Source organism: Mucilaginibacter calamicampi, from assembly GCF_042676765.1.
Taxonomy (GTDB): domain Bacteria; phylum Bacteroidota; class Bacteroidia; order Sphingobacteriales; family Sphingobacteriaceae; genus Mucilaginibacter; species Mucilaginibacter calamicampi.
Genome location: NZ_JBHTHU010000022.1, coordinates 328,400 through 349,137, shown reverse-complemented (window position 1 = coordinate 349,137; position 20,738 = coordinate 328,400). Strand labels below are relative to the sequence as shown.

Annotated in this window: 17 protein-coding genes; 15 read left to right on the top strand and 2 right to left on the bottom strand. The window is 43.7% G+C overall.

What is annotated here, in order from left to right; genetic code table 11:
• The first annotated feature begins 3 nt into the window (after window positions 1-3).
• The 14 genes from ACFQZS_RS19070 to feoB all read left to right on the top strand — a co-directional run bounded on the left by ACFQZS_RS19070 (window position 4) and on the right by feoB (window position 17,215).
• Window positions 4-528, top strand: coding sequence for a hypothetical protein (locus ACFQZS_RS19070; RefSeq protein ID WP_377102625.1), 525 nt, complete (start codon window positions 4-6; stop codon window positions 526-528).
• A gap of 184 nt (window positions 529-712) precedes the next feature.
• Entirely contained in the window at window positions 713-1,384 is a 672-nt protein-coding gene (locus ACFQZS_RS19065) for a response regulator (protein WP_377102623.1), read from the top strand.
• Window positions 1,385-1,592: 208 nt separating this feature from the next.
• Complete coding sequence (locus tag ACFQZS_RS19060; RefSeq protein ID WP_377102622.1) at window positions 1,593-3,923, top strand: PAS domain S-box protein; 2,331 nt, start codon at window positions 1,593-1,595, stop codon at window positions 3,921-3,923.
• 300 nt (window positions 3,924-4,223) lie between these two features.
• Window positions 4,224-4,958 carry an ROK family protein gene (locus ACFQZS_RS19055; RefSeq protein ID WP_377102621.1) on the top strand — a complete coding sequence of 245 codons (735 nt, stop codon included), beginning with the start codon at window positions 4,224-4,226 and terminating at the stop codon, window positions 4,956-4,958.
• Between the two features lie 31 nt (window positions 4,959-4,989).
• A complete protein-coding gene (gene tkt / locus ACFQZS_RS19050; protein WP_377102620.1) occupies window positions 4,990-6,987 on the top strand; it encodes a transketolase in 1,998 nt (665 codons plus the stop codon).
• A 76-nt stretch (window positions 6,988-7,063) separates the two neighbouring features.
• Window positions 7,064-7,762, top strand: a complete 699-nt coding sequence (gene rpiA / locus ACFQZS_RS19045; protein WP_377102619.1) for a ribose 5-phosphate isomerase A — start codon at window positions 7,064-7,066, stop codon at window positions 7,760-7,762.
• Window positions 7,763-7,864: 102 nt separating this feature from the next.
• Window positions 7,865-8,956, top strand: coding sequence for a transaldolase (gene tal, locus ACFQZS_RS19040; RefSeq protein ID WP_377102618.1), 1,092 nt, complete (start codon window positions 7,865-7,867; stop codon window positions 8,954-8,956).
• A gap of 12 nt (window positions 8,957-8,968) precedes the next feature.
• Window positions 8,969-9,592 (top strand): HAD family hydrolase, encoded by a 624-nt coding sequence (locus ACFQZS_RS19035; protein WP_377102617.1) that lies wholly within the window; start codon window positions 8,969-8,971, stop codon window positions 9,590-9,592.
• A 3-nt stretch (window positions 9,593-9,595) separates the two neighbouring features.
• Entirely contained in the window at window positions 9,596-11,017 is a 1,422-nt protein-coding gene (gndA, locus tag ACFQZS_RS19030; protein ID WP_377102615.1) for an NADP-dependent phosphogluconate dehydrogenase, read from the top strand.
• 34 nt (window positions 11,018-11,051) lie between these two features.
• Entirely contained in the window at window positions 11,052-12,575 is a 1,524-nt protein-coding gene (zwf, locus tag ACFQZS_RS19025; RefSeq protein WP_377102613.1) for a glucose-6-phosphate dehydrogenase, read from the top strand.
• Between the two features lie 101 nt (window positions 12,576-12,676).
• Entirely contained in the window at window positions 12,677-13,408 is a 732-nt protein-coding gene (pgl, locus tag ACFQZS_RS19020; protein ID WP_377102612.1) for a 6-phosphogluconolactonase, read from the top strand.
• Window positions 13,409-13,459: 51 nt separating this feature from the next.
• On the top strand, window positions 13,460-14,386 hold the full coding sequence (locus ACFQZS_RS19015; protein ID WP_377102610.1) for a carboxylesterase family protein: 927 nt from the start codon (window positions 13,460-13,462) through the stop codon (window positions 14,384-14,386).
• Window positions 14,387-14,878: 492 nt separating this feature from the next.
• Window positions 14,879-15,100 (top strand): FeoA family protein, encoded by a 222-nt coding sequence (locus tag ACFQZS_RS19010; RefSeq protein WP_377102608.1) that lies wholly within the window; start codon window positions 14,879-14,881, stop codon window positions 15,098-15,100.
• Complete coding sequence (feoB, locus tag ACFQZS_RS19005; RefSeq protein WP_377102606.1) at window positions 15,101-17,215, top strand: ferrous iron transport protein B; 2,115 nt, start codon at window positions 15,101-15,103, stop codon at window positions 17,213-17,215.
• Window positions 17,216-17,218: 3 nt separating this feature from the next.
• On the opposite strand, the gene ACFQZS_RS19000 is transcribed toward feoB, so the two are convergent.
• On the bottom strand, window positions 17,219-19,438 hold the full coding sequence (locus tag ACFQZS_RS19000; protein ID WP_377102605.1) for a transglycosylase domain-containing protein: 2,220 nt from the start codon (window positions 19,436-19,438) through the stop codon (window positions 17,219-17,221).
• Between the two features lie 226 nt (window positions 19,439-19,664).
• Here ACFQZS_RS19000 and ACFQZS_RS18995 point away from each other — a divergent pair, with 226 nt between their 5' ends.
• On the top strand, window positions 19,665-19,892 hold the full coding sequence (locus tag ACFQZS_RS18995) for a hypothetical protein (RefSeq protein ID WP_377102603.1): 228 nt from the start codon (window positions 19,665-19,667) through the stop codon (window positions 19,890-19,892).
• A gap of 3 nt (window positions 19,893-19,895) precedes the next feature.
• Here the strand turns inward: ACFQZS_RS18995 and ACFQZS_RS18990 are convergent, their stop codons facing one another.
• A complete protein-coding gene (locus tag ACFQZS_RS18990; RefSeq protein ID WP_377102601.1) occupies window positions 19,896-20,699 on the bottom strand; it encodes a M90 family metallopeptidase in 804 nt (267 codons plus the stop codon).
• Window positions 20,700-20,738: the final 39 nt, after the last annotated feature.

Genomic DNA, 20,738 nt, shown 5'->3' with positions numbered 1-20,738 from the left:
ACAATGAAAACAAAATTTACAATTATGATGCTGATGCTGATCGCGCTGGGTACAACAAAAATGTATGCGCAAAGCGATTACAAAAAAGTTCGTATCGGCCTTGGCCTTGAAGGCGCATTGCCTGTGGGTGCAACAGCTAACGCGTATAACGTTGGCGCGGGTGCAACCTTCCGTGTGGCTATCGCATTAAACGAAACAAGCGCTTTTACCGGCACAACCGGCGTTATAGCTTTTATACCTAAAAGCATGACGGGCGTTAACACCAAAGCGCAATTAAACATCCCAATTAAAGCAGGTTACAAACACATGCTTGGCGAAACATTATATGGCCTGGGCGAGGCTGGTGTTACCATGGCACGTACTTACATTCCAAGCACAGGTTCTGGTAGCTTATCATCAGTAAGCAGCTCAGAGTTTACTTATTCAGTAGGTATTGGCGCACACTTAGGCGGCTTTGATCCGAGCTTACGTTACGAAGGTTACAGCGGTTCAGGCTTTATCGGATTGCGCGTAGGTTTCAATTTCTAAACCTAACGGCGCACCGGAGATTCCCGGTTGCAATAGTCAGGGGCCCCTCAGGCCCGGCTAAACACTGTTACCATACTATAGGGGTTGAGTACGGTGTTAAGGCTGCACCAAATGGTGCAGCCTTTTGCAGCTAATAAAAAATAGCTTAGGTTTATGTAATTTATTGGTTAAAAATATTACTGCAATGGGTATTCGCATAGCTATAGTTGATGATAAGCGCTTGATGCGCACAACGCTATTTGAACAGTTGTCTTACTACGAAGAACTGGAAATAGGGTTACTTGCTGCCGACGGAGACGAGTATCTGACAAAGATGAAAGAACTGCCGGCTGACCAACAGCCGCAGGTAGTATTAATGGATATTGAAATGCCGGTGTTGGATGGCATTGAAGCGGTAGCAATTACCAAAGAAATTTATCCGGATGTGTTGTGCCTTATGCTAACAGTTTTTGATAATGATGATAAATTGTTTGAAGCCATAAAGGCCGGAGCCTGCGGGTATTTACTGAAGGACGAAAAACCGGTTAATATTTTAAGAGCCATAACAGAAGTGGTATTTGAAGGTGGCGTACCCATGTCGCCGCGCATAGCGCAAAAAGCGTTGTTGCTATTACGCAATACTAATAAACCTGTTGAAGAAAACAGGGCAGACCAAGCCGAAAGCCTGCTATCGTTACGCGAAATAGAAATATTACAAAGAATTGTTGATGGCTTAAACTACCAGCAAATTGGCGAACGTTTGTTTATAAGTCCGCATACCGTACGCAAGCATACAGCAAATATTTACGAAAAGCTGCACGTTTCTAACAAAGCGTCGGCAATTAAACTGGCCCTGCATAAAAAGTGGTTCGCCTAAAATTTTAAAAATTAACTGATCTTTTTTTGATACTGGTTGCTATTATATTATAGCGCCGGCCCTGCAAAGCCTCCCTTTTCCCAGGGGAGGCTTTTTGCGTGTGTTATGTTGTTAATAAGGAGATATTTGGCGTATATTTAGGCTTCATTAACTGAGCTTTTACCTTTTAAAACAAACAGCAAGGTTTGCCTTGTACCCTCTGCTATTTATGAACTCAACATCTGTTAACGCGCAGGAAAGTTCTGAAAATCAACTGCAACGATTTAAAAAAATTATAGATGGTGCCGGCATGGGCACGTGGGAGCATAACCTGCAAACCCATGAGTTAATTTATAACGAACATTGGGCCAACATGATTGGCTACAGGATAGCCGACCTGCAACCTATTACGGTTGAAACCTGGCGCACCTTGATTCATCCCGAAGATCTGCCCCGCGCGCGGCAGAAAATGTATGAGCATTTAGAAGGGAAGGCCCGTTTTTATGAAATTGAAGTGCGTTTTAAGCACCGCGACGGCCGCTGGGTGTGGGTATTAGACAAGGGTAGCGTGGCCACTTTTACTGCTGATGGCAAGCCCGAATGGATAATGGGCTCGATACAGGACATAACCGAACGCAAAAACAATGAGTTGCTTTTAACACATTACCGGGACCTGCTCCAAAGCACTAAGAAGGTTGCGCAAATTGGATCGTGGGAGATGGACCTGGTAGAGAAAAAACTGGATTGGAGCTCAGTTACCAAGAGTATATATGGCGTTACACGGGATTACGAACCCGCATATGAGGATATTATAAACTTTCACCCCGATGGCGAAAACAGGCAAAAGATAGAGGAAAAAATTGCCTCCCTGGTAAAAAACGCTGCCCCCTTTGATGAAGAGTTGCAAATAACAACACCCGGTAACGAACTTAAATGGGTTAGGGTAGTAGCTACGCCCGTTATAACGAAAGATAAATGTATTCGCATTTATGGCCTGTTGCAGGATATAAATGGGAAAAATACCGCGCTTAAAAAACTGGCCTTGCAGGAGGAGCAATTCAGGCTGACATTTGAATTTGCCCCTAATGGCATGGCACTGGTGAGCCCGCAGGGCAAATGGCTAAAAATAAATAAAAACCTATGCCGGCTGTTAGGCTACACAGAACAAGAGCTTTTTGCAAGTGATTTTCAGCAGTTAACACATCCGGATGATCTGGAGGCAGACCTGATTTTAATGCATGAGGTGCTTGCTGGCGTGCGCGATGGTTATACCATGGGTAAAAGGTACCTCCACAAAAATGGAAGCATGGTGCATGCATTGCTGTCAGTATCGCTGGTTAAGAACGAACAAGGCGAGCCGCAATATTTTATTTCGCAGATTAATGATATTACCCAACTCAAATCGCTGGAGTTTGCATTGAAGGAATCGCTTGATAAAATGAAAAGCATCCAGGACGCATCAACCCGCGTTGGCATTATTGAAACCGACAGAGACGGGTTGATCCGTGTATTTAATGTGGGCGCAGAGAACCTTTTGGGGTACAAAGCAACAGAGCTGTTAAATACCGCCACTCCGCTTTTATTCTATAATAAAACCGAGATAGCAGACAGGGCTACGTATTTGGCGCGGTTGTACGGGCAACCAATAACAGGTTTTAACACCCTGACCGTTAATTTGCAAACCAATACATTTGAAACGCTGGAGTGGACGCTATCCCGTAAAAACGGATCAGAATTTATTGTACAGGCTACAGTAACACCTGTTAAAAATATAGCTGGCGCGGTTAGCGGTTACCTCTTTATCTTTTTTGATATTACTTTACTTAAAGATGCCGAGCGCGAGATAACCTCCCTGCTTGACGTAACCCGCGAACAAAATAACCGCCTGCTTAATTTTGCTCATATCGTATCGCATAACCTTCGCTCTCATTCGGGCAACATCAGCATGGTGCTTGAACTAATGAAAGAAGAGACGCCCGCAAGCACGCAAAATGAGTTTTATCCCTTGCTTCAAAAAGCATCCGGCAACCTTACTGATACTATTGCGCACCTTAATGAAATAGTGCTGATGAACACCGGCATTAACAAAAACATGGTGCCGCTAAATCTTTTTGACTATGTAGAAAAAGCGGAGTTGGCCATACAGGCTATTTTGTCAGAAAACCAAGCTACCATACAAAATGAAGTTGCAAAAGACTTGTTCGTCCAGGCAATTCCTGCCTATCTGGAAAGCATAATTCTTAACCTTTTAACCAATGCCCTTAAGTATAAATCGCCATTCAGAAAACCGGTTATAAATATCGGGGCACAGGCAGATGGCAATTACGTAAGCATTACAGTTAGCGACAACGGCAGCGGCATAGACCTAAAACTGCATGGCAATAAACTCTTTGGTATGTATAAAACTTTTCACGGTAACCGCGACGCGCGCGGCATTGGCTTGTTTATAACAAAAAACCAGGTTGAAGCCATGGGCGGAACCATACAGGCCGAGAGCGAGATAAATGTGGGAACAGTGTTTACCGTGCACTTGCAAAAGCAAATTTTTACCGGCAATTAGAACCCAATTATTTCTGATAAAAATAAAGACAGTGGGTGTACAATGTACGCTATTGTTTTTCTATGACCTAAAATAGGGTTTTATGCCCATGTTATCGATTGCAAAGGCACTTTTTAGACCAGATTCATAATTATTTTTGGCCTTTTTAAAAAAAAAGTTGCTTGTTTTTTTATCAGAAAAGTGCCTTTACGATATCAGAAAAACGATTTAGTAAAATTATTTGCCGCAGGCAATGATTTATTGACATTAAGTTTGTTACATATTAACAAAATACATGTTACTTTTGCCTTCCGTATAGTTATGAAAACCACCTCATCTCAGCTTAAAATATTGGCCATTGACATAGGCGGCTCCCATGTTAAAGCCACCGTTTTGGACAAAAACGGCGAAATGCTGAGTGACTATATAAAAGCAGATACGCCGTTACCGGCCAATCCCGACAATATTTTAGAAGCAATTAAAGAGCTTGTTAAAGAGCTTTCTTTTGATCGCGTATCAGTAGGTTTTCCGGGTTACGTGCGCAATAACATTGTTGGCACAGCGCCCAACCTTGACGATAAGGCCTGGAGAAATTACGACCTGGGCAAACGATTGGAAGCAGAATTAGGCAAACCCGCCCGCGTTGTTAATGATGCCGATATGCAGGGGCTTGGCATTGCAGCCGGCCAAGGCCTGGAGATGGTGGTAACCCTGGGCACCGGTTTTGGTACCGCTTTGATATTGGATGGCGTGCTTTTACCTCACCTGGAAATAGCGCATCACCCTATAACAAAAACAAAAGATTATGACGCCTACATGGGCGATAAGGAACTTGATAAAATTGGCAAAAAGAAATGGAACCTAAGGATGAAACGTGTTTTCAAAACCTTAAAAACCGTTTTCAATTATGATCATTTATACATAGGCGGCGGTAATTCGCGTTTGCTTACTATAAAGCTGGATGATAATATGACCATTGTATCCAACAAAGATGGCATAAAAGGCGGGGCCAGACTTTGGGGAAATGAAGCAAAATCCCGTTCATCAAAAAAGTAAATCACCTGACAATAACAATAAAAAACAAGAAATGAGTTCAAATCAAAACATTGAAAAATTAGCGATAGATACCGTTAGGATATTATCGGCTGATGCTGTTCAGAAAGCCAACTCGGGCCACCCTGGTACCGCTATGGCACTTGCGCCGGTAGGCCACGTATTATGGAAAGAGTTTATCAACTTTAATCCTAAAAACCCTGATTGGGCTAACCGCGACAGGTTTATACTTTCTGCAGGTCACGCATGTATTTTACAGTACAGCTTTTTGCATTTGTTAGGTTATGATCTTTCTTTAGATGATATTAAAAACTTCCGCCAGTTGCACAGCAAAACCGCGGGTCACCCAGAGTATGGTTTGGCTCCCGGTGTTGATGTTACAACCGGTCCGTTGGGCCAGGGGTTTGCTAATGGCGTTGGTTTCGCAATCGGTCAAAAACATTTGGCTGCCCGTTACAACAAACCAGGCTTTAACCTTTTTGATTACCACGTGTACGCCATCTGCTCAGACGGCGACTTAATGGAAGGTGTTACTGCAGAGGCTGCTTCATTAGCCGGCCACCTGGAGTTAGGCAACATTATTTATGTTTATGATGATAACAAGATCTCAATAGAAGGCAGCACAGACATCACCTTTAACGAGGATGTTGACGCGCGTTTCCGTTCATACGGCTGGCATGTACAGTCTGTTGAGGATGCAAACGATATACACGCATTGCAATTGGCATTAACCAATGCTAAAGCAGAGAAGCAAAAACCATCATTGATCCGCGTTCGCTCATTGATCGCTTACGGCAGCCCTAACAAATCAGGCACTGCAGGTTCACACGGTTCTCCGCTGGGAGCTGATGAGATCAAGCTGGTAAAAGAATTCTTTGGTTTTGATCCTGAAAAATCATTCAACGTTCCTGCTGAGGTTGCTGAATACTACAGCAAAATTGGTTCACGTGGTATTGCTTACGAGGACAACTGGAACAAACTATTTGCTGACTACGCTGCTAAATTCCCTGAATTGGCAGCAGAATACACCGCTTCTGCTAATGACGAATTACCTGCAGGCTGGTTAGAAAAATTACCGGTATTTGCCGCAGGTACTAAATTAGCTACCCGCCAGGCATCTGGTAAAGTATTGAACGCTATTGCAGGCAGCTTCCCTAACCTTATTGGTGGTGCAGCCGACTTAGCTCCATCAACAGAAACTACTTTAAAAGAATCAACTTCCTTTACATCTGAGGACCGTACAGGCCGCAACTTCCACTTTGGTATCCGCGAGCATGCTATGGGTTCTGCATTAAACGGTTTGGCTTTAACAAAAGGTATCAAGCCTTTCGGAGCTACCTTCCTGATGTTCTCTGAGTACATGCGCCCGCCTATCCGTTTGGCGTCCATTATGAAGATAAGCCCGATATTTGTTTACACCCACGATAGTATAGGTTTAGGCGAGGACGGTACTACCCACCAGCCAATTGAGCAATTAGCTTCTTTGCGCTCTATACCAAACATTACTGTTATCCGCCCGGCTGATGCTAACGAGAGCGCGCATGCATGGCGTGTAGCTATCGAGAAAAAAGGTGGCCCAACTGTATTGATCTTTACCCGCCAGGCATTACCTGTGTTAGATCAGGATAAATATGCTAAAGCAAGCAACCTTGAAAAAGGCGCTTACGTGCTTTCTGATGCGGAAAACGCTCAATTAATATTGATTGCTACAGGATCAGAAGTTGCTTTGGCAATGGATACCCAGGCTAAATTGGCAGAAGAAGGTATCGCTTCACGCGTAGTGAGCATGCCATCATGGGAGTTGTTTGAGAAACAAGATGCTGCTTACAAAGAAAGCGTGTTCCCTAAAACATTGAAAAAACGTTTAGCTATTGAAATGGCTTCGCCAATGGGCTGGCATAAATACACTACAGACGAAGGTGACACGCTTTGCATGGAAACATTCGGCGAATCAGCTCCGGCAGATGAGCTTTACAAATACTTCGGCTTTACTGTAGATAACGCGGTTAAAAAAGCGAAAGCTTTGTTATAGCGGGTTATTGTTGTAGGTTGTAAGTTATAAGTTGTATGCTTTAACTTACAACCTACAACTTACAACACACAACCTAATGAACTGGAACAGCGACATATTAAACAACCTGGCCTGGAACGCCACCATAAGCAACCGCGAGAGCAAGCAGAAGGTAGCTGACCAGATTGCCGCCAAAGTAAAAGAAGGCGACATTATTGGCGTGGGTTCGGGCTCAACCTCGTACCTGGCGCTATTGGCCATTGGTGAGAAAATTAAGGCAGAAAAGCTGAATGTTTTAGCTATACCAACTTCAATTGAGATTGCTTTAACCTGCAGCAAATTAGGCATACCCACTACCAGCCTTTATGAGTACAAACCCGACTGGTACTTTGACGGCGCCGATGAGGTTGACCCTAACAAGCACCTTATTAAAGGCCGCGGTGGTGCCATGTTTAAAGAAAAACTGATAATGACTGCCAGTGCACGCAACTACATTATTGTGGATGACAGTAAGCTGGTTGATGTAATAGGTTCAAAGTTCCCGGTTCCGGTTGAGGTTTTTCCGCAGGCATTGATGGTAGCAGAGGCAGGTTTGAAAAAACTTGGCGCTACAGAAATTGCGCTGCGCCCGGCTACAGGTAAAGACGGACCTATTATATCAGAGAACGGCAACCTGATACTGGATGTACGGTTTGAGCATATTGACAAGGACATGGAATTTAAGATTAAATGCATAGCCGGTGTTATTGAAAGCGGACTTTTTCAGAACCAGCCCGCCGAGATATTAGTGGCATAACAATTTGAAGGTCATCTTTTAAAATCTATTTAAAAGAGGTTGTTAACGGTACGCTTATTGAGGATTTTAGAACCAATTGATTAAATAAACACATAGTAAATAATGGAAAATAACGTAAAAAAAATACACAGTTTCGGCCAAAGCATTTGGCTCGACTTTATTGACCGTGGCTTTATCAGCGACGGCCGCTTACAATCATTAATTGATGTTGACGGTGTTAGAGGTGTAACTTCAAACCCTGCCATTTTTGAAAAAGCCATCAGCAGCAGCGATATGTATGATGGTGACATTGCAGAATTATCTGACGGAAAAAGAACTACTGAAGAAGTTTTCTTCGGTTTAGCTATAAAAGACATCCAGACCGCTTGCGACTTGTTTAAGGACCTATACGTTGAAAGCAAAAAAGTTGACGGTTACGTATCTTTAGAAGTATCTCCGTTTTTAGCATTAAAAGGCGAAGAAACTTTTGAGCAGGCTAAATTGCTTTGGAAACAAGTTGACCGCGAGAACGTAATGATCAAAATTCCGGGTACACAACCGGGCTTAGATGCCATCCGCAAATCTATCGCGCAAGGCATCAACATCAACGTTACTTTATTATTCGGTTTGCCACGTTACGAAGAAGTTGCTTTGGCTTACATAGCAGGTTTGGAAGATCATTTGGCTGCCGGTCATGAAATTGCGCACATATCATCAGTAGCCAGCTTCTTCCTGAGCCGTATTGACGTATTGGTTGACCCAATGCTTGACGAAAAAGGCTTAGGCGAATACAAAGGCGAAGTTGCTATCGCATCAGCTAAAAAAGCTTACGAAATTTACAAACGCGTATTCAGCGGCGAACGTTGGGAAAAATTAGCGGCTAAAGGCGCGCAGCCACAACGCTTACTTTGGGCCAGCACAAGCAGCAAAAACCCTGCGTTTAAAGACACTAAATATGTTGAGGCTTTGATCGGTCCGGATACTGTTGATACTGTTCCTTTGGAAACTATCGAAGCTTTCCGTGATCATGGTGTAGCTGCTAATACTTTAGAGGATGGTTTAGACCAGGCAACTTTAATATTAGAAAAATTAGCTGCTGCGGGTATTGATATCCATGCTTTAACACAGCAATTAGAAGACGAAGGTGTTGAGAAATTTAACGCTCCGTTTGACAAATTGTTAAAAGCTATTGAAGCACAGGCTGCCAAAGCTTAATTAGCCACGCTAATGACAAAAAACAACCTTAAGATCCTCCTTTTTGATATCGGGGGCATTTTGCTCAGCAATGGCTGGGGGCATCAATCGCGTAAGCTGGCTTCAGAGAAATTTGGGCTGGATTACACAGAGATAAACGAACTGCACAACTTCATCTTCAATGTATATGAAATTGGCAGCATCACGTTAGATGAGTACCTGGACAGGGTAATATTTACCCGTCCCCGCGATTTTACAAAAGAGGATTTTAAGGCTTTTATTTACGAACAATCTGTTGAGCTGCCAACGTTAAAGTGGCTCAAAGAATGGAAACGCGATTGCGGTTTCCGTGTTATTTCGGTTAACAACGAGGGCAAGGAACTGAACGACTATCGCGTAAAGAAATTTAAACTCCACGAGTTTTTTGATGCATTCGTATCCTCATGCGAGGTAAAAATGCGTAAGCCCGATCCGGGTATATGGCAGCTGGCCATGGGTATAGCCCAGGCATCGCCTGATCAGTGTGTATATTTTGACGACCGGATAATGTTTGTTGAGGCTGCCACAAGGTTAGGCATACGCTCTTTTCAGCATACAGACCTGGAATCGACAAAAAAAATACTGGAACAACTAAAAGAAGAAAACCACAACAAATAAAAAATGAGCACACCAGAAAAATTTGATTTCGGGATGATCGGTTTAGGGGTAATGGGTCGCAACCTGCTGCTGAACATGGGAGATCATGGCGTGAAGGGAGCCGGTTTTGATAAAGACGCGAGCAAAGGCGATCTATTAGAAAAAGAAAGCACTAACGGTAACCTGAAGGGCTTTAGCGATGTAAAGGAGTTTGTAGCCAGCCTGAACAAGCCCCGTGCTATTATGATGCTGGTGCCTGCCGGAAAAATTGTTGATGACGTTATAGAAGAACTATTGCCATTGGTTGAAAAGGGAGACCTTATTATTGATGGTGGTAATACCTATTATACAGATACTAACCGCCGTTTTGATTATTTGAACAGCAAAGGCATCCACTTTTTTGGTATGGGTGTATCTGGCGGCGAAGAAGGCGCGCGCCGTGGCCCAAGCATGATGCCGGGCGGCGACAAAGAAGCCTACAATGTTGTAAAACCTATTTTTGAATCAATAGCCGCCAAAGTTGATGGCGAGCCTTGCGTTACCTATTGTGGTACAGGCTCTGCCGGTAACTTTGTTAAAATGGTGCATAACGGTATTGAATATGGGGTAATGCAACTATTGGCAGAAACCTATGAGATACTAAAAAAAGGTTTGGGTCTGGATAATACCGAGATAGAAAAGATCTTTACAAAGTGGAACGAAGGCCGGTTAAAATCTTTCCTGGTTGAAGTTACCCGCGATGTGTTCAGATATAAAGAACCAGGTGCAGACCATTTATTATTAGATGATATAAAAGACGAGGCCCGCGCCAAAGGCACAGGTAAATGGACATCACAGGTAGCAATGGACCTGCAGGCACCTATCCCTACGGTTGATTCATCAGTTGCCATGCGCGACCTATCCAAATATAAAGAACTGCGTGTAGAGGCCGAAGGTATTTACGGTGGCGTTGAAGCGCAATTAAGCGTTAATAAAGATGAGTTTTTAGCTGCTTTAGAGAACGCGTTCTATTTCAACATGATCATCAGCTATGCGCAAGGTATACACATGTTAACCAACGCGTCTGCCGAGTTTAAGTACGGTTTAAACCTGGCAGAGATAGCTAAAATATGGAGAGGCGGCTGTATCATCCGTTCATTGTTCCTGCAAAATATTTACGAAGCATTTACAGCTAACCCGGGTTTAGAGCACTTGCTGTTAGATAAGGGTGTGGCCAACGAAGTTAAAGGCGCTGTTGGCGGTGCGCGCACTGTTGTATCGGCTGTTACCGCTGCCGGTATTGCCGCGCCATGCTACGCTACATCATTAAGTTATTTTGATGCTTTCCGCAGCGGCCGCATGCCATCAAACCTTATACAGGCGCAACGCGACTATTTTGGCGCGCATACTTACGAGCTGATTGGCAAAGAAGGCAAGTTCCACACCCAATGGGTGCCTAAAAATTAATATCCGATACTGAAAAGACTTAACGCACAACAACATGTCATCAAAAGCAACTTCAGATCCTACCATATTCATCATTTTTGGTGGTACCGGCGATCTGAACGCCCGTAAACTGGCACCAGCACTTTATAATTTATTTTTAGATGGCTGGATGCCTAAAAAATTCTCTATCATCGGTACAGGTCGTACAAAAATGAGCGATGAGGAATTTAGAGCAAAATTATTAGAAGATATTAACCAGTTTTCGCGCAGCGGCAAAGCCGTTAAAGAAAAATGGGACGAATTTATAAAGAATGTTTACTACCAGGTGTCTGACGCTAAAGACGCGGAGACCTACAAAGAATTTGGTAAACGTATAGACGCGCACAACGCCGAGTGGAAAACAAAAGCTAACGTTATTTATTACCTGGCTGTAGCACCAGAGTTTTTCCCGATAATAGCAACCAACATAGCTAAAGCCAAACTGGCCGAAGACAAAAAGCGTGTTCGTGTGGTAATTGAAAAACCATTCGGCCATGACCTGGAGTCGGCGCAGGAATTGAACAAGCTGATATCAAGCTTGTATGATGATTGCCAGATCTACCTTATAGATCACTATTTGGGTAAAGAGACTGTTCAAAATATTATGGCCTTCCGTTTCGCCAACTCTATTTTAGAGCCCATATGGAACCGTAATTTTATTGAACACGTTCAGATCTCGGTTACAGAACAGCTGGGCGTACAGGATCGCGGTCCGTATTACGAAGGATCCGGCGCGTTGCGCGATATGATCCAGAATCACTTGTTACAATTGCTTTGCTTTGTGGCAATGGAAGCACCTAATAGCTTTAACGCGGAAGAATTACGTAACCGTAAAGTTGATGTGCTAAGGGCCATGCGTCCATTCTCTCCGGAAGATGTGCGTACCTCTGCCGTGCGCGGTCAGTACGGACCGGGATGGATACAGGGCGAAGAAGTACCGGGCTATCGCCAGGAAACCAAAGTTGACCCTAACTCAAACACCGAAACATTTGCAGCAATAAAATTCTTTGTTGATAACTGGCGCTGGCACGGTGTACCGTTCTACGTGCGTACGGGTAAACGTATGCACCAGTCGGCATCAACCATTACCATACAATTTAAAGATGTGCCGCACCTGGTGTTCCCGCCGGAGGCTACTGACAGCTGGCAGCAAAACAGGCTGATAATAAGCATACAGCCCGAAATGAGCATCCGCTTACAAGTACAGGCTAAACGCCCGGGCATTGATATGGTGCTGAACACGGTTGATATGGTGTTTGATTATAAAGGCACCTATACCAACGAAGCCCCGGAGGCTTATGAGACGCTATTGTTAGATACCATGGCAGGCGACCAGACCCTGTTTATGCGTGGCGACCAGGTTGAGGCGGCATGGGATCTGATTATGCCGATATTAAAAACCTGGGAGGGTAAAAAGAGCCTGAGCTTCCCTAACTATTCAGCAGATTCATGGGGACCTGAAGTTGCAGAGGCATTAATTGCCCGTGATGGTTTCCATTGGTTTACCCTGCCGGTTAACGGCAAAAAGGGTAAGCATTAATTGTTAGAGATTAGTTGATTGGTGATTAGAGATTAGTTACCAATTTGCTTGTATTGTTGACAGGCACTAATCTCTGATTAACTAATCTCTAATCAACTAACATGAAACTCAACATCTTCCAAACACCCGACGAAGTAGTATATGCCCTTGCAGAACACTTTGTACAGGTAGCAAATGAATCAATTGCCGCGGGCGGCCGTTTTTCGGTAGCGCTTTCCGGTGGCAGCTCTCCAAAAAAAGTGTATGAGCTGTTAGCCTCAACCAGCTTTGCCGACAGGGTAGACTGGACCAAAACCTATTTCTTTTTTGGTGATGAACGCAACGTTCCGCAGGACGATGCTGACAGCAATTACCTGATGGCAAAAAAAGCTTTGTTCGCGCCGTTGATGATCGAAGGTGATAATATTTTTGCGGTTGATACCTCCCTTACCCCTAACGAAGCCGCTCAAAAATACGCTGAGCAGATAGCGGAGTTTTTTAACGATGAAGAAATGAGCTTTGACCTGGTGCTTTTAGGCCTGGGCGATGACACACACACTGCATCGCTATTCCCGCATACAGAAGCGCTTAATGATGTTACCCCGTCTGTTAAGGCTAATTATTTGCCCGAAAAAGATATTTACCGCATTACCTTTAATGCGCCATTAATAAACGAGGCCAAAAATATAGCATTTTTAGTTTATGGCGAAAGCAAAGCACCTGCTGTTTATAATGCCTTAGAAGCTGATGAAGATATTGAAACCTATCCGGCGCAATTGATAGATGCTATAATTGGTGAGGTACAGTGGTTTTTAGATGAGGCCGCTGCTGCTGATCTGAAAGAGGAATATTAAGGCTGCCTAAACGAGCGCAAATATTATATTTGATCATCAATAAGCCTCGTTATGAAATTTAAGCATATAATTTTATTTGCGCTTGCAGCCTGCCTGTCAGTAAACTGCGCATCTGGTCAACAAGTGCCCTCGAAAAGGGTGATATTGTTCGGAACGACTATTGATCCCATTGAGCAACAAAAAGCCTCCGCGCAGTTAGCCAAATCAGTTGGCGATACCAAAGCGACCAATTGGCGTGCTAAAGGCGATCAAAAAAGTAAATATGCATTTGCTGATGCGGGCATGGATATGCCTTACCGCTTATACATACCATCAGCCTGGGATGGTAAATCGCAGCTCCCGCTGGTAATGTTTCTGCATGGCGCGTTTAATGACGAAAACTCCTACGTAGATGCCGATGATAAATTAATGGTTAAACTTGCTGAGCAACACGGATTTGCGTTGGTATCGGTATTGGGCTACACTAAATTGGGCGCTTATGGCACAAGCTTAAAGCTTCCGGCCGTGTTTGGTAACGCCGAAGCGGCGGTAAAGTTAAGAACCGCTGTAACGCCCGAACTTGAAAAAACATTGGAGTTAAGCGAAAAAGACGTGATAAACGTGCTGGAAATAGTGAAAAACGAATACCCCATTGATAAGAATGCAATGTTTTTAACCGGCCATTCAATGGGAAGCGGCGGCACATGGTACATAGGGGCTAAGTATAACCAATATTGGAAAGCCATTGCACCCATGTCCGGTCCATTTGTTGAGGAAGCTACTTATCCGTGGGAGCGAATTAAGGATAAATATATTTTTATTACCGAAGGCACCGGTGCCACACCCTCATTTGAAGCGAGCCGTAAAATGTATGCCTGGATGAAGGAGAAAGGCTTTAAAGTAGACTATAAAGAAGTGAACGCTGACCATGGCGGAATGGTGCATTTGGTTTTGCCTGATGTATTTGACTTTTTTGACCATGCTCTAAAAGCAAAATAGATCTGCGTTTACAAGCATTCCGGATTGCTTTGAAACGTGAGACAAAAAAGTAAATTTTCACAACACTTCTGTCAATCAGCAACTTAAGTAAATTTTACAGCTAATTTTCCTGACGAATAAGTAGTCTCACTTTGTCCCAGGGCAAAACCGTAAGGTGTTGATGAATAATCAATTACAAAATATTCTGTCTCAGATTGTCCCACTTTGTCTCACACATACGTGGGACAAACACCGCAAAAGGGTTTAAAAACAAAGTCCCCTTACACTCGCTGCTTGGGGACTTCAACCTAAACCTTATCACAATGTGGGTTTTGGACCCACATAAACACTAACGTAAGTTTTTACCTTTTGGATGTCTGCCACTATGTTTTTTTATGCATCTTGATATTTATATGACAATATAAGCCGTAATGTAATTTTTTAAACATCAACGCTATTCTTATTTGGATTTGTTTTAAATAAGATTTACTTTTGAAGACTATTAATTGAATTATGAAGCTATCGCAACTTGAAGTAGGACAAAAAGGTATAGTAAAAGAGTTTACCGATTTAGAAATGTCTGTAAAGTTGATGGAAATGGGTTGCCTGCCCGGTGAAGAGATAAGGGTTGACCGCATTGCACCGCTTGGCGATCCGATAGCTATCCGTGTATCCGGATATCAGCTTAGTTTACGTAAGTTTGAAGCTTCAACTATTATACTACATAAAAACTAATTGAAAGCCGATATACGTGTTGCACTTGTTGGAAACCCTAACACGGGCAAATCTACCCTGTTTAACGTATTAACCGGCTTAAATCAAAAAATCGGCAACTTCCCCGGGGTTACTGTTGATAAGAAAGTTGGCTATACCCAATTACCTGATGGTCGTACAGCCGAAATTGTAGACCTCCCGGGTACTTACAGCCTCTATCCAAAAAGCAAGGACGAATCCATTGTATTTTCTGTGTTAGCCGATAGGTCAAACCCGTTGGTACCCGATCTGGTTGTGATTATACTGGATGCCAGCAGCCTTAAGCGAAACCTGCTGTTATATACCCAGGTAGCTGATCTGAAGATCCCTACTATAATAGCCCTTAACATGATGGATATGGCTGCAAAGGCCGGCATCGAAATTCAAATAAACGCGCTTGCTGTACAATTGGGCGTACCTATTGTTCCAATATCGGCGCGCAAGTCAGAGGGTATTGATAAGCTGAAACAGGCAATCTCATTTTCAAATAAAGTAGCGTTACAGCAAAGCAGTATTGACGTAAGAAGCATTGCCCCCCGGCTAATTGATAGCATAAGCAGCGAACTGAAGATAGACAATCCTTACCTTGCACTACAACTGGCGCATCAGCACGAGCATTTAAGATTTCTTACGCCGGAGGAGTCTGAGAGGATAGAGCAACTGGAGCACGAGCATGGTTTCCATTCGCAAAAAGCCCAGGGTACGGAGACCATTGCGCGTTACGCGTACATTAATGAGTTGATGTACGATACCGTTAAAATCCCTGCCACCGCTCATGACGAAACCTTCAGCAATAAAATAGACCGGGTGCTTACCCACAAAATATTCGGCTTTATTATATTCTTTGCCATACTGCTATTCATGTTCCAGGCTATTTTCTCGTGGGCCTCGTATCCGATGGACCTGATTGAAAGCTTTTTTATGTGGGCCCAGGATAGCTTGAACAACACCCTGCCTGCGGGGCCGCTAACCAGCCTGCTGGTTGATGGGGTTGTGGCCGGTTTAAGCGGGGTATTAGTGTTTATACCGCAGATAGCTATACTGTTTGCCTTTATATCTATTCTGGAAGATACGGGCTATATGTCGCGCGTTACGTTTATGATGGATAGGCTGATGCGCAAAGTAGGGCTGAATGGAAAATCAGTAGTGCCTTTAATTGGGGGTTTTGCCTGTGCCGTACCATCTATTATGAGTACGCGCACCATAGAGAACTGGAAAGATCGTATGATAACCATCATGGTTACTCCACTGGTGGCTTGCTCGGCGCGTTTGCCCGTTTACACCCTGTTAATAGCATTGGTTGTACCGGATGACAAGGTATGGGGCATTTTTAGCCTGCAGGGGCTTGCCTTAACCGCCATGTATGTATTTAGTCTCCTATCGGCAATAATTGTGGCCTGGGTGTTTAAACTGATATTAAAATCGCGCGAAAGGGGTTACTTTATTATGGAGCTGCCGGTATACCGTATGCCGCGGTGGAGCAATGTGGCTTTTTCGATGTATGACAGGTCAAAATCTTTCGTGTTTGAGGCCGGCAAGGTAATTATAGCCATTTCAATAATTCTGTGGGTATTAGCTTCCTACGGCCCCGGCGACCGTTTTGAAAAACTAGACCAAAAGTACGCCCGCGCGGAGTACACGCTTAGTTTGACCCCAGAGCAATTGCAAACCGCAATAGCCACAGAAAAATTGGAAAACTCTTACGCCGGCGCCCTTGGCCATTTTATTGAGCCTGCTATCCGCCCGCTGGGTTATGATTGGAAAATAGGCATAGCATTGATCACTTCGTTTGCCGCGCGCGAGGTTTTTGTGGGTACCATGGCCACTATATACAGCGTTAGCGGTGGTGATGGAAATACCGCATCGGTACTGCAAAAAATGCGCGATGCCAAAAACCCTAAAACGCAACAGCCGGTTTTTACCCTGGCGGTAGCATTCTCACTAATGATGTTTTACGCTTTTGCCATGCAGTGCGCAAGTACGGTGGCAATAGTATACCGCGAAACAAAAAGCTGGCGCTGGCCCGCCATTCAGTTTGCGTATATGACTGTGCTGGCTTATGTAGTGAGTTTCATCACCTATCACCTGCTTAAATAACTGCTAAAGCAATCCTTGCTTTTCCAAAGCTTTTCGCCGCTCTTTTTCCTGTCGCTTTATTTCGCGTTTTTCCTGCCGTATCTGCTTATTGGTTTTGCCGGCACTGTCAATATGGTTAAGGCGAAACTCCTCTTCCCGCTTTAGCCGGTCTTTAAGGTTTTCGGCAACAGTATCTTTTTTGCCCCCGCCAAATATTCGTTGCAGTAAACCAGGCTTCTTTTCTACCTCCGGAGCAGGGGCGGGTACATTAATTACAGGATTATCATCTTCCGGCAAAGCATTCAATATCTGTTCCGCTTCGGCAGAATCTACCGGCGCAATTTCACTACGTAATCCTTCGCGCAGCCGTACGTCATAAAAACCATACGCCCCGGTAGTATCGCGGTCTATATAACGTTGACCGGCCATTAATCGCCCCAACGAATTAAAGTAAAATATTCTGCTTGGGCGTAGCGTGCCATCCGGCAAAAATGAATACAAACCCTTGCGCGGGCTTGGCACTATACTGGCCAGATAAATACTTTCGCCTACTGAAAGCTCTGAGGGGCTTTTTCCAAAATAGTAGTTAGCGGCCTCGCGTATGCCATATATATTGTTGCCCCATTCAATAATGTTAAAATAGATCTCCAGCATCCGGCTCTTGCTCATTAAATTATTGTTCTCAATCATCCAAACAATCAATATCTCCTCCATTTTGCGGGCAAGCGTTTTTTCCATGCTTAAAAAAGAGTTTTTAACCAGCTGCATTGATATCGTGCTGCCGCCACGTTTAAACGCTTTCTCTTTAATATCAGTGGCTATTGATTTGCGTATAGCCTCCTCTACAAAGCCGTGGTGCTGGTAAAATGTAGGGTCCTCGGCGGTCATTACCGCGTTGCGCAGGTAAGGCGAGATCTCCGGCAGGGGTGTATATCCGGGGTTCTCAGGGCCCACCATCATGGTACGCACTGCTTTCCCTTTTACGTAAGGCGTATACAAAAATGGCCTGTTCAACTTGCCCAGGTCTGTTTTACCGTAACGTAAGATCTTAAAATCAGCATCCTTATCCAATCTCGACTCGAACACCACTCCATCCGGGTTTTCTTTATCTAAACTGAAATTCAGACTGTAATTAAGTTTTCCCGCTAACTTTATCCCTTCAAAAGACTCAAATGTTCCGGAGGGGAAAGAGTCAAAAATATCCTGCGCGTTCTGCCAACCGGTAGTCAATTTAAGGTCGTAAAGTTTTTTGGGCGAGAGCGTATATTTAAGATAAGGGTGGGCTGTTAATTTTTTAAGATGGATAACCGAAGAACTATCCAGCGATATAAAATTGCGGCCAACTAATATATCGGCATCCAAAGCGCCGTTTTGCACAACAATATCGCTTGAGGACAGGCCTGCCTGATGAATGAGCAAGTTGCTTACACCCCATGAACTCACAATCTGCGTTTCGCCATCGCTGTGGTCAACGTCGTTAAGCTTAAAGTTTACACTCTCAAAATTAACCCGCGCTTTATATCGCTGCTCAATAAATGGGATTTCCACTTTTCCCCCATCAGCATATAGTTTAACGTCTATTTCCTTATCAGAAGGGTGCATAGTACCAGCGAAGTGCCATGTAGCCGCGCCATCGTTTACTTTTATGGTCGAGGTTAGATCACCATCGTCAATAAGGGCTTGTTGCGTAAGCAATTTAAGGCTGGTGCTGTCCCTGGTGTACGACACCATGAAGTTCTTCATATCCAGGTTATCCGGTATTTTATAAAGCACCTCATTTACCACGTTATTGGCCAGTAAGGATAGGTCTGATTTAGTTTTGTTGGATGGGTTATCTCTTTTCTTTCTAAAAAGAAAATCAAAGTTTTTTACGCCATTTTTATCTGTAAGATGAACGTAACCATTTTGCAGCTTAACGCCTGCCAGCTTTATTTTGCCAAAAATTATCGGTAGTATCTTTACACTCACCTCAAAATTATCCATGCGCAATAAGCTATCGCGATGCTGGGGCACTATCGTAATTTCGTCGCAGCTTACGGTGGCTAACCCGGTAAAACGGGCATTGGTTACATTCAGATCAAGCTGGTAATCGCGCTTTAGCTTGGCCTTGGCCTTAACTAGCGCGCTTTGCAACAACGCCTCGCGCTTACTAAAAACAATAAGTCCTGCAATAAATAAAAAAACAAGTAACGAAGCGGCAACTACAGCGGCAATACGAACATATTTGGGATTAAGGCGACGCATCCAATAAATTTCTTCAAAACTAAACTAAATCTCTTCCGTAACAAACGTAAGCTCAAGCAAAATGTTTCCCTGCCGTCGGGTTCCTTAATATATAAACACGTTTCTATAATTACAATGCTGACAATTGGCTCCGATACTGACTTATAAGTCAGAACGTATGTAAATTTTCTTCCAAGGCTTCCTGTTTTTATATATTTGATGTATTAACTGATCGCCTTATAGAGAAATGGACCAAGATACTGCCGAAGAATTCCTGAGGAATTACTGTGAAACCTATCACATTGCCGATGCAAAAGGCGCGTTGTGGAAATGGCTTGTTTTAAGCTGCAAAGACGATTCCAGCCTTAACGCTCACGTACAAACAAGAGAGTTTACAGAGTTTTATGATGAGCTGAACAAGCTTATCAGCTCGGTGTATACTGTTTATAAATCAGAGCTTAACGCGATAAGATAGCCGCTATTTGCTAAACCAGCTGCGTTTCTTTGCGGGCGTTTGTCTGAATATCTGGCTTAACTGCAGATATAACTCAGGATGCCTTTGCTCAAATCGTCCGGGCTTTCCAAAAAAATATTCGGCGGCTACCGCAAAAAACTCCGCTTCGTTAGTTAACGCGTATGGGTCAATGTCTGATTTTCCCTCTTTTATCCGATGCATTTCCTGGTGCATCAGTTTAAGCCACGGATCTGCATAAGCATGAGGCATTAAATGCTCCGGTACGCCATCTGTAGCACCATCCGTTTTATCCACCAAATGCACAAACTCATGTATAGCTGTGTTCTGCGCGCCCGATGCAGATGAGAAACCTTTATGCAGCGCGCTTCGCGATAACAACATCTGTCCGTTCATATAACCCGTGCCAACCATTCCCATTATATTACGCTTGCCGCCTTCAAACTGGTATTCGCTATCAAACGTATCAGGGTATAGAATAACGTTGGTCAAATTAGGATATTCCCAATCGCCAAAGGCAAAAACCGGAATAACAGCGCTTGATGCCACCAACACACGGTCAAGATCTGTAATTTCCACTCCTACACCTTCAATGTTTACATATTGCAAAAAGCGGGCTACGTGGCTTTGAAAACGTTTTTTAGCTTTCGCATCAAGATCCCGGTAGTAATCAACATTGGCATTCAATAACGAAATAAGTGATCTATCCAATGGTTGTAGCGGAGCACTGCGCTTTTTGTTGTTCTGGTGGAAAATGATCCAGGCTAAAAGTGCAAGTATTGGAATGGTAATAACGAAATAAAGAATCATAATGCTTTAACAGCGGATATTAAAAAACGTTATAATAAT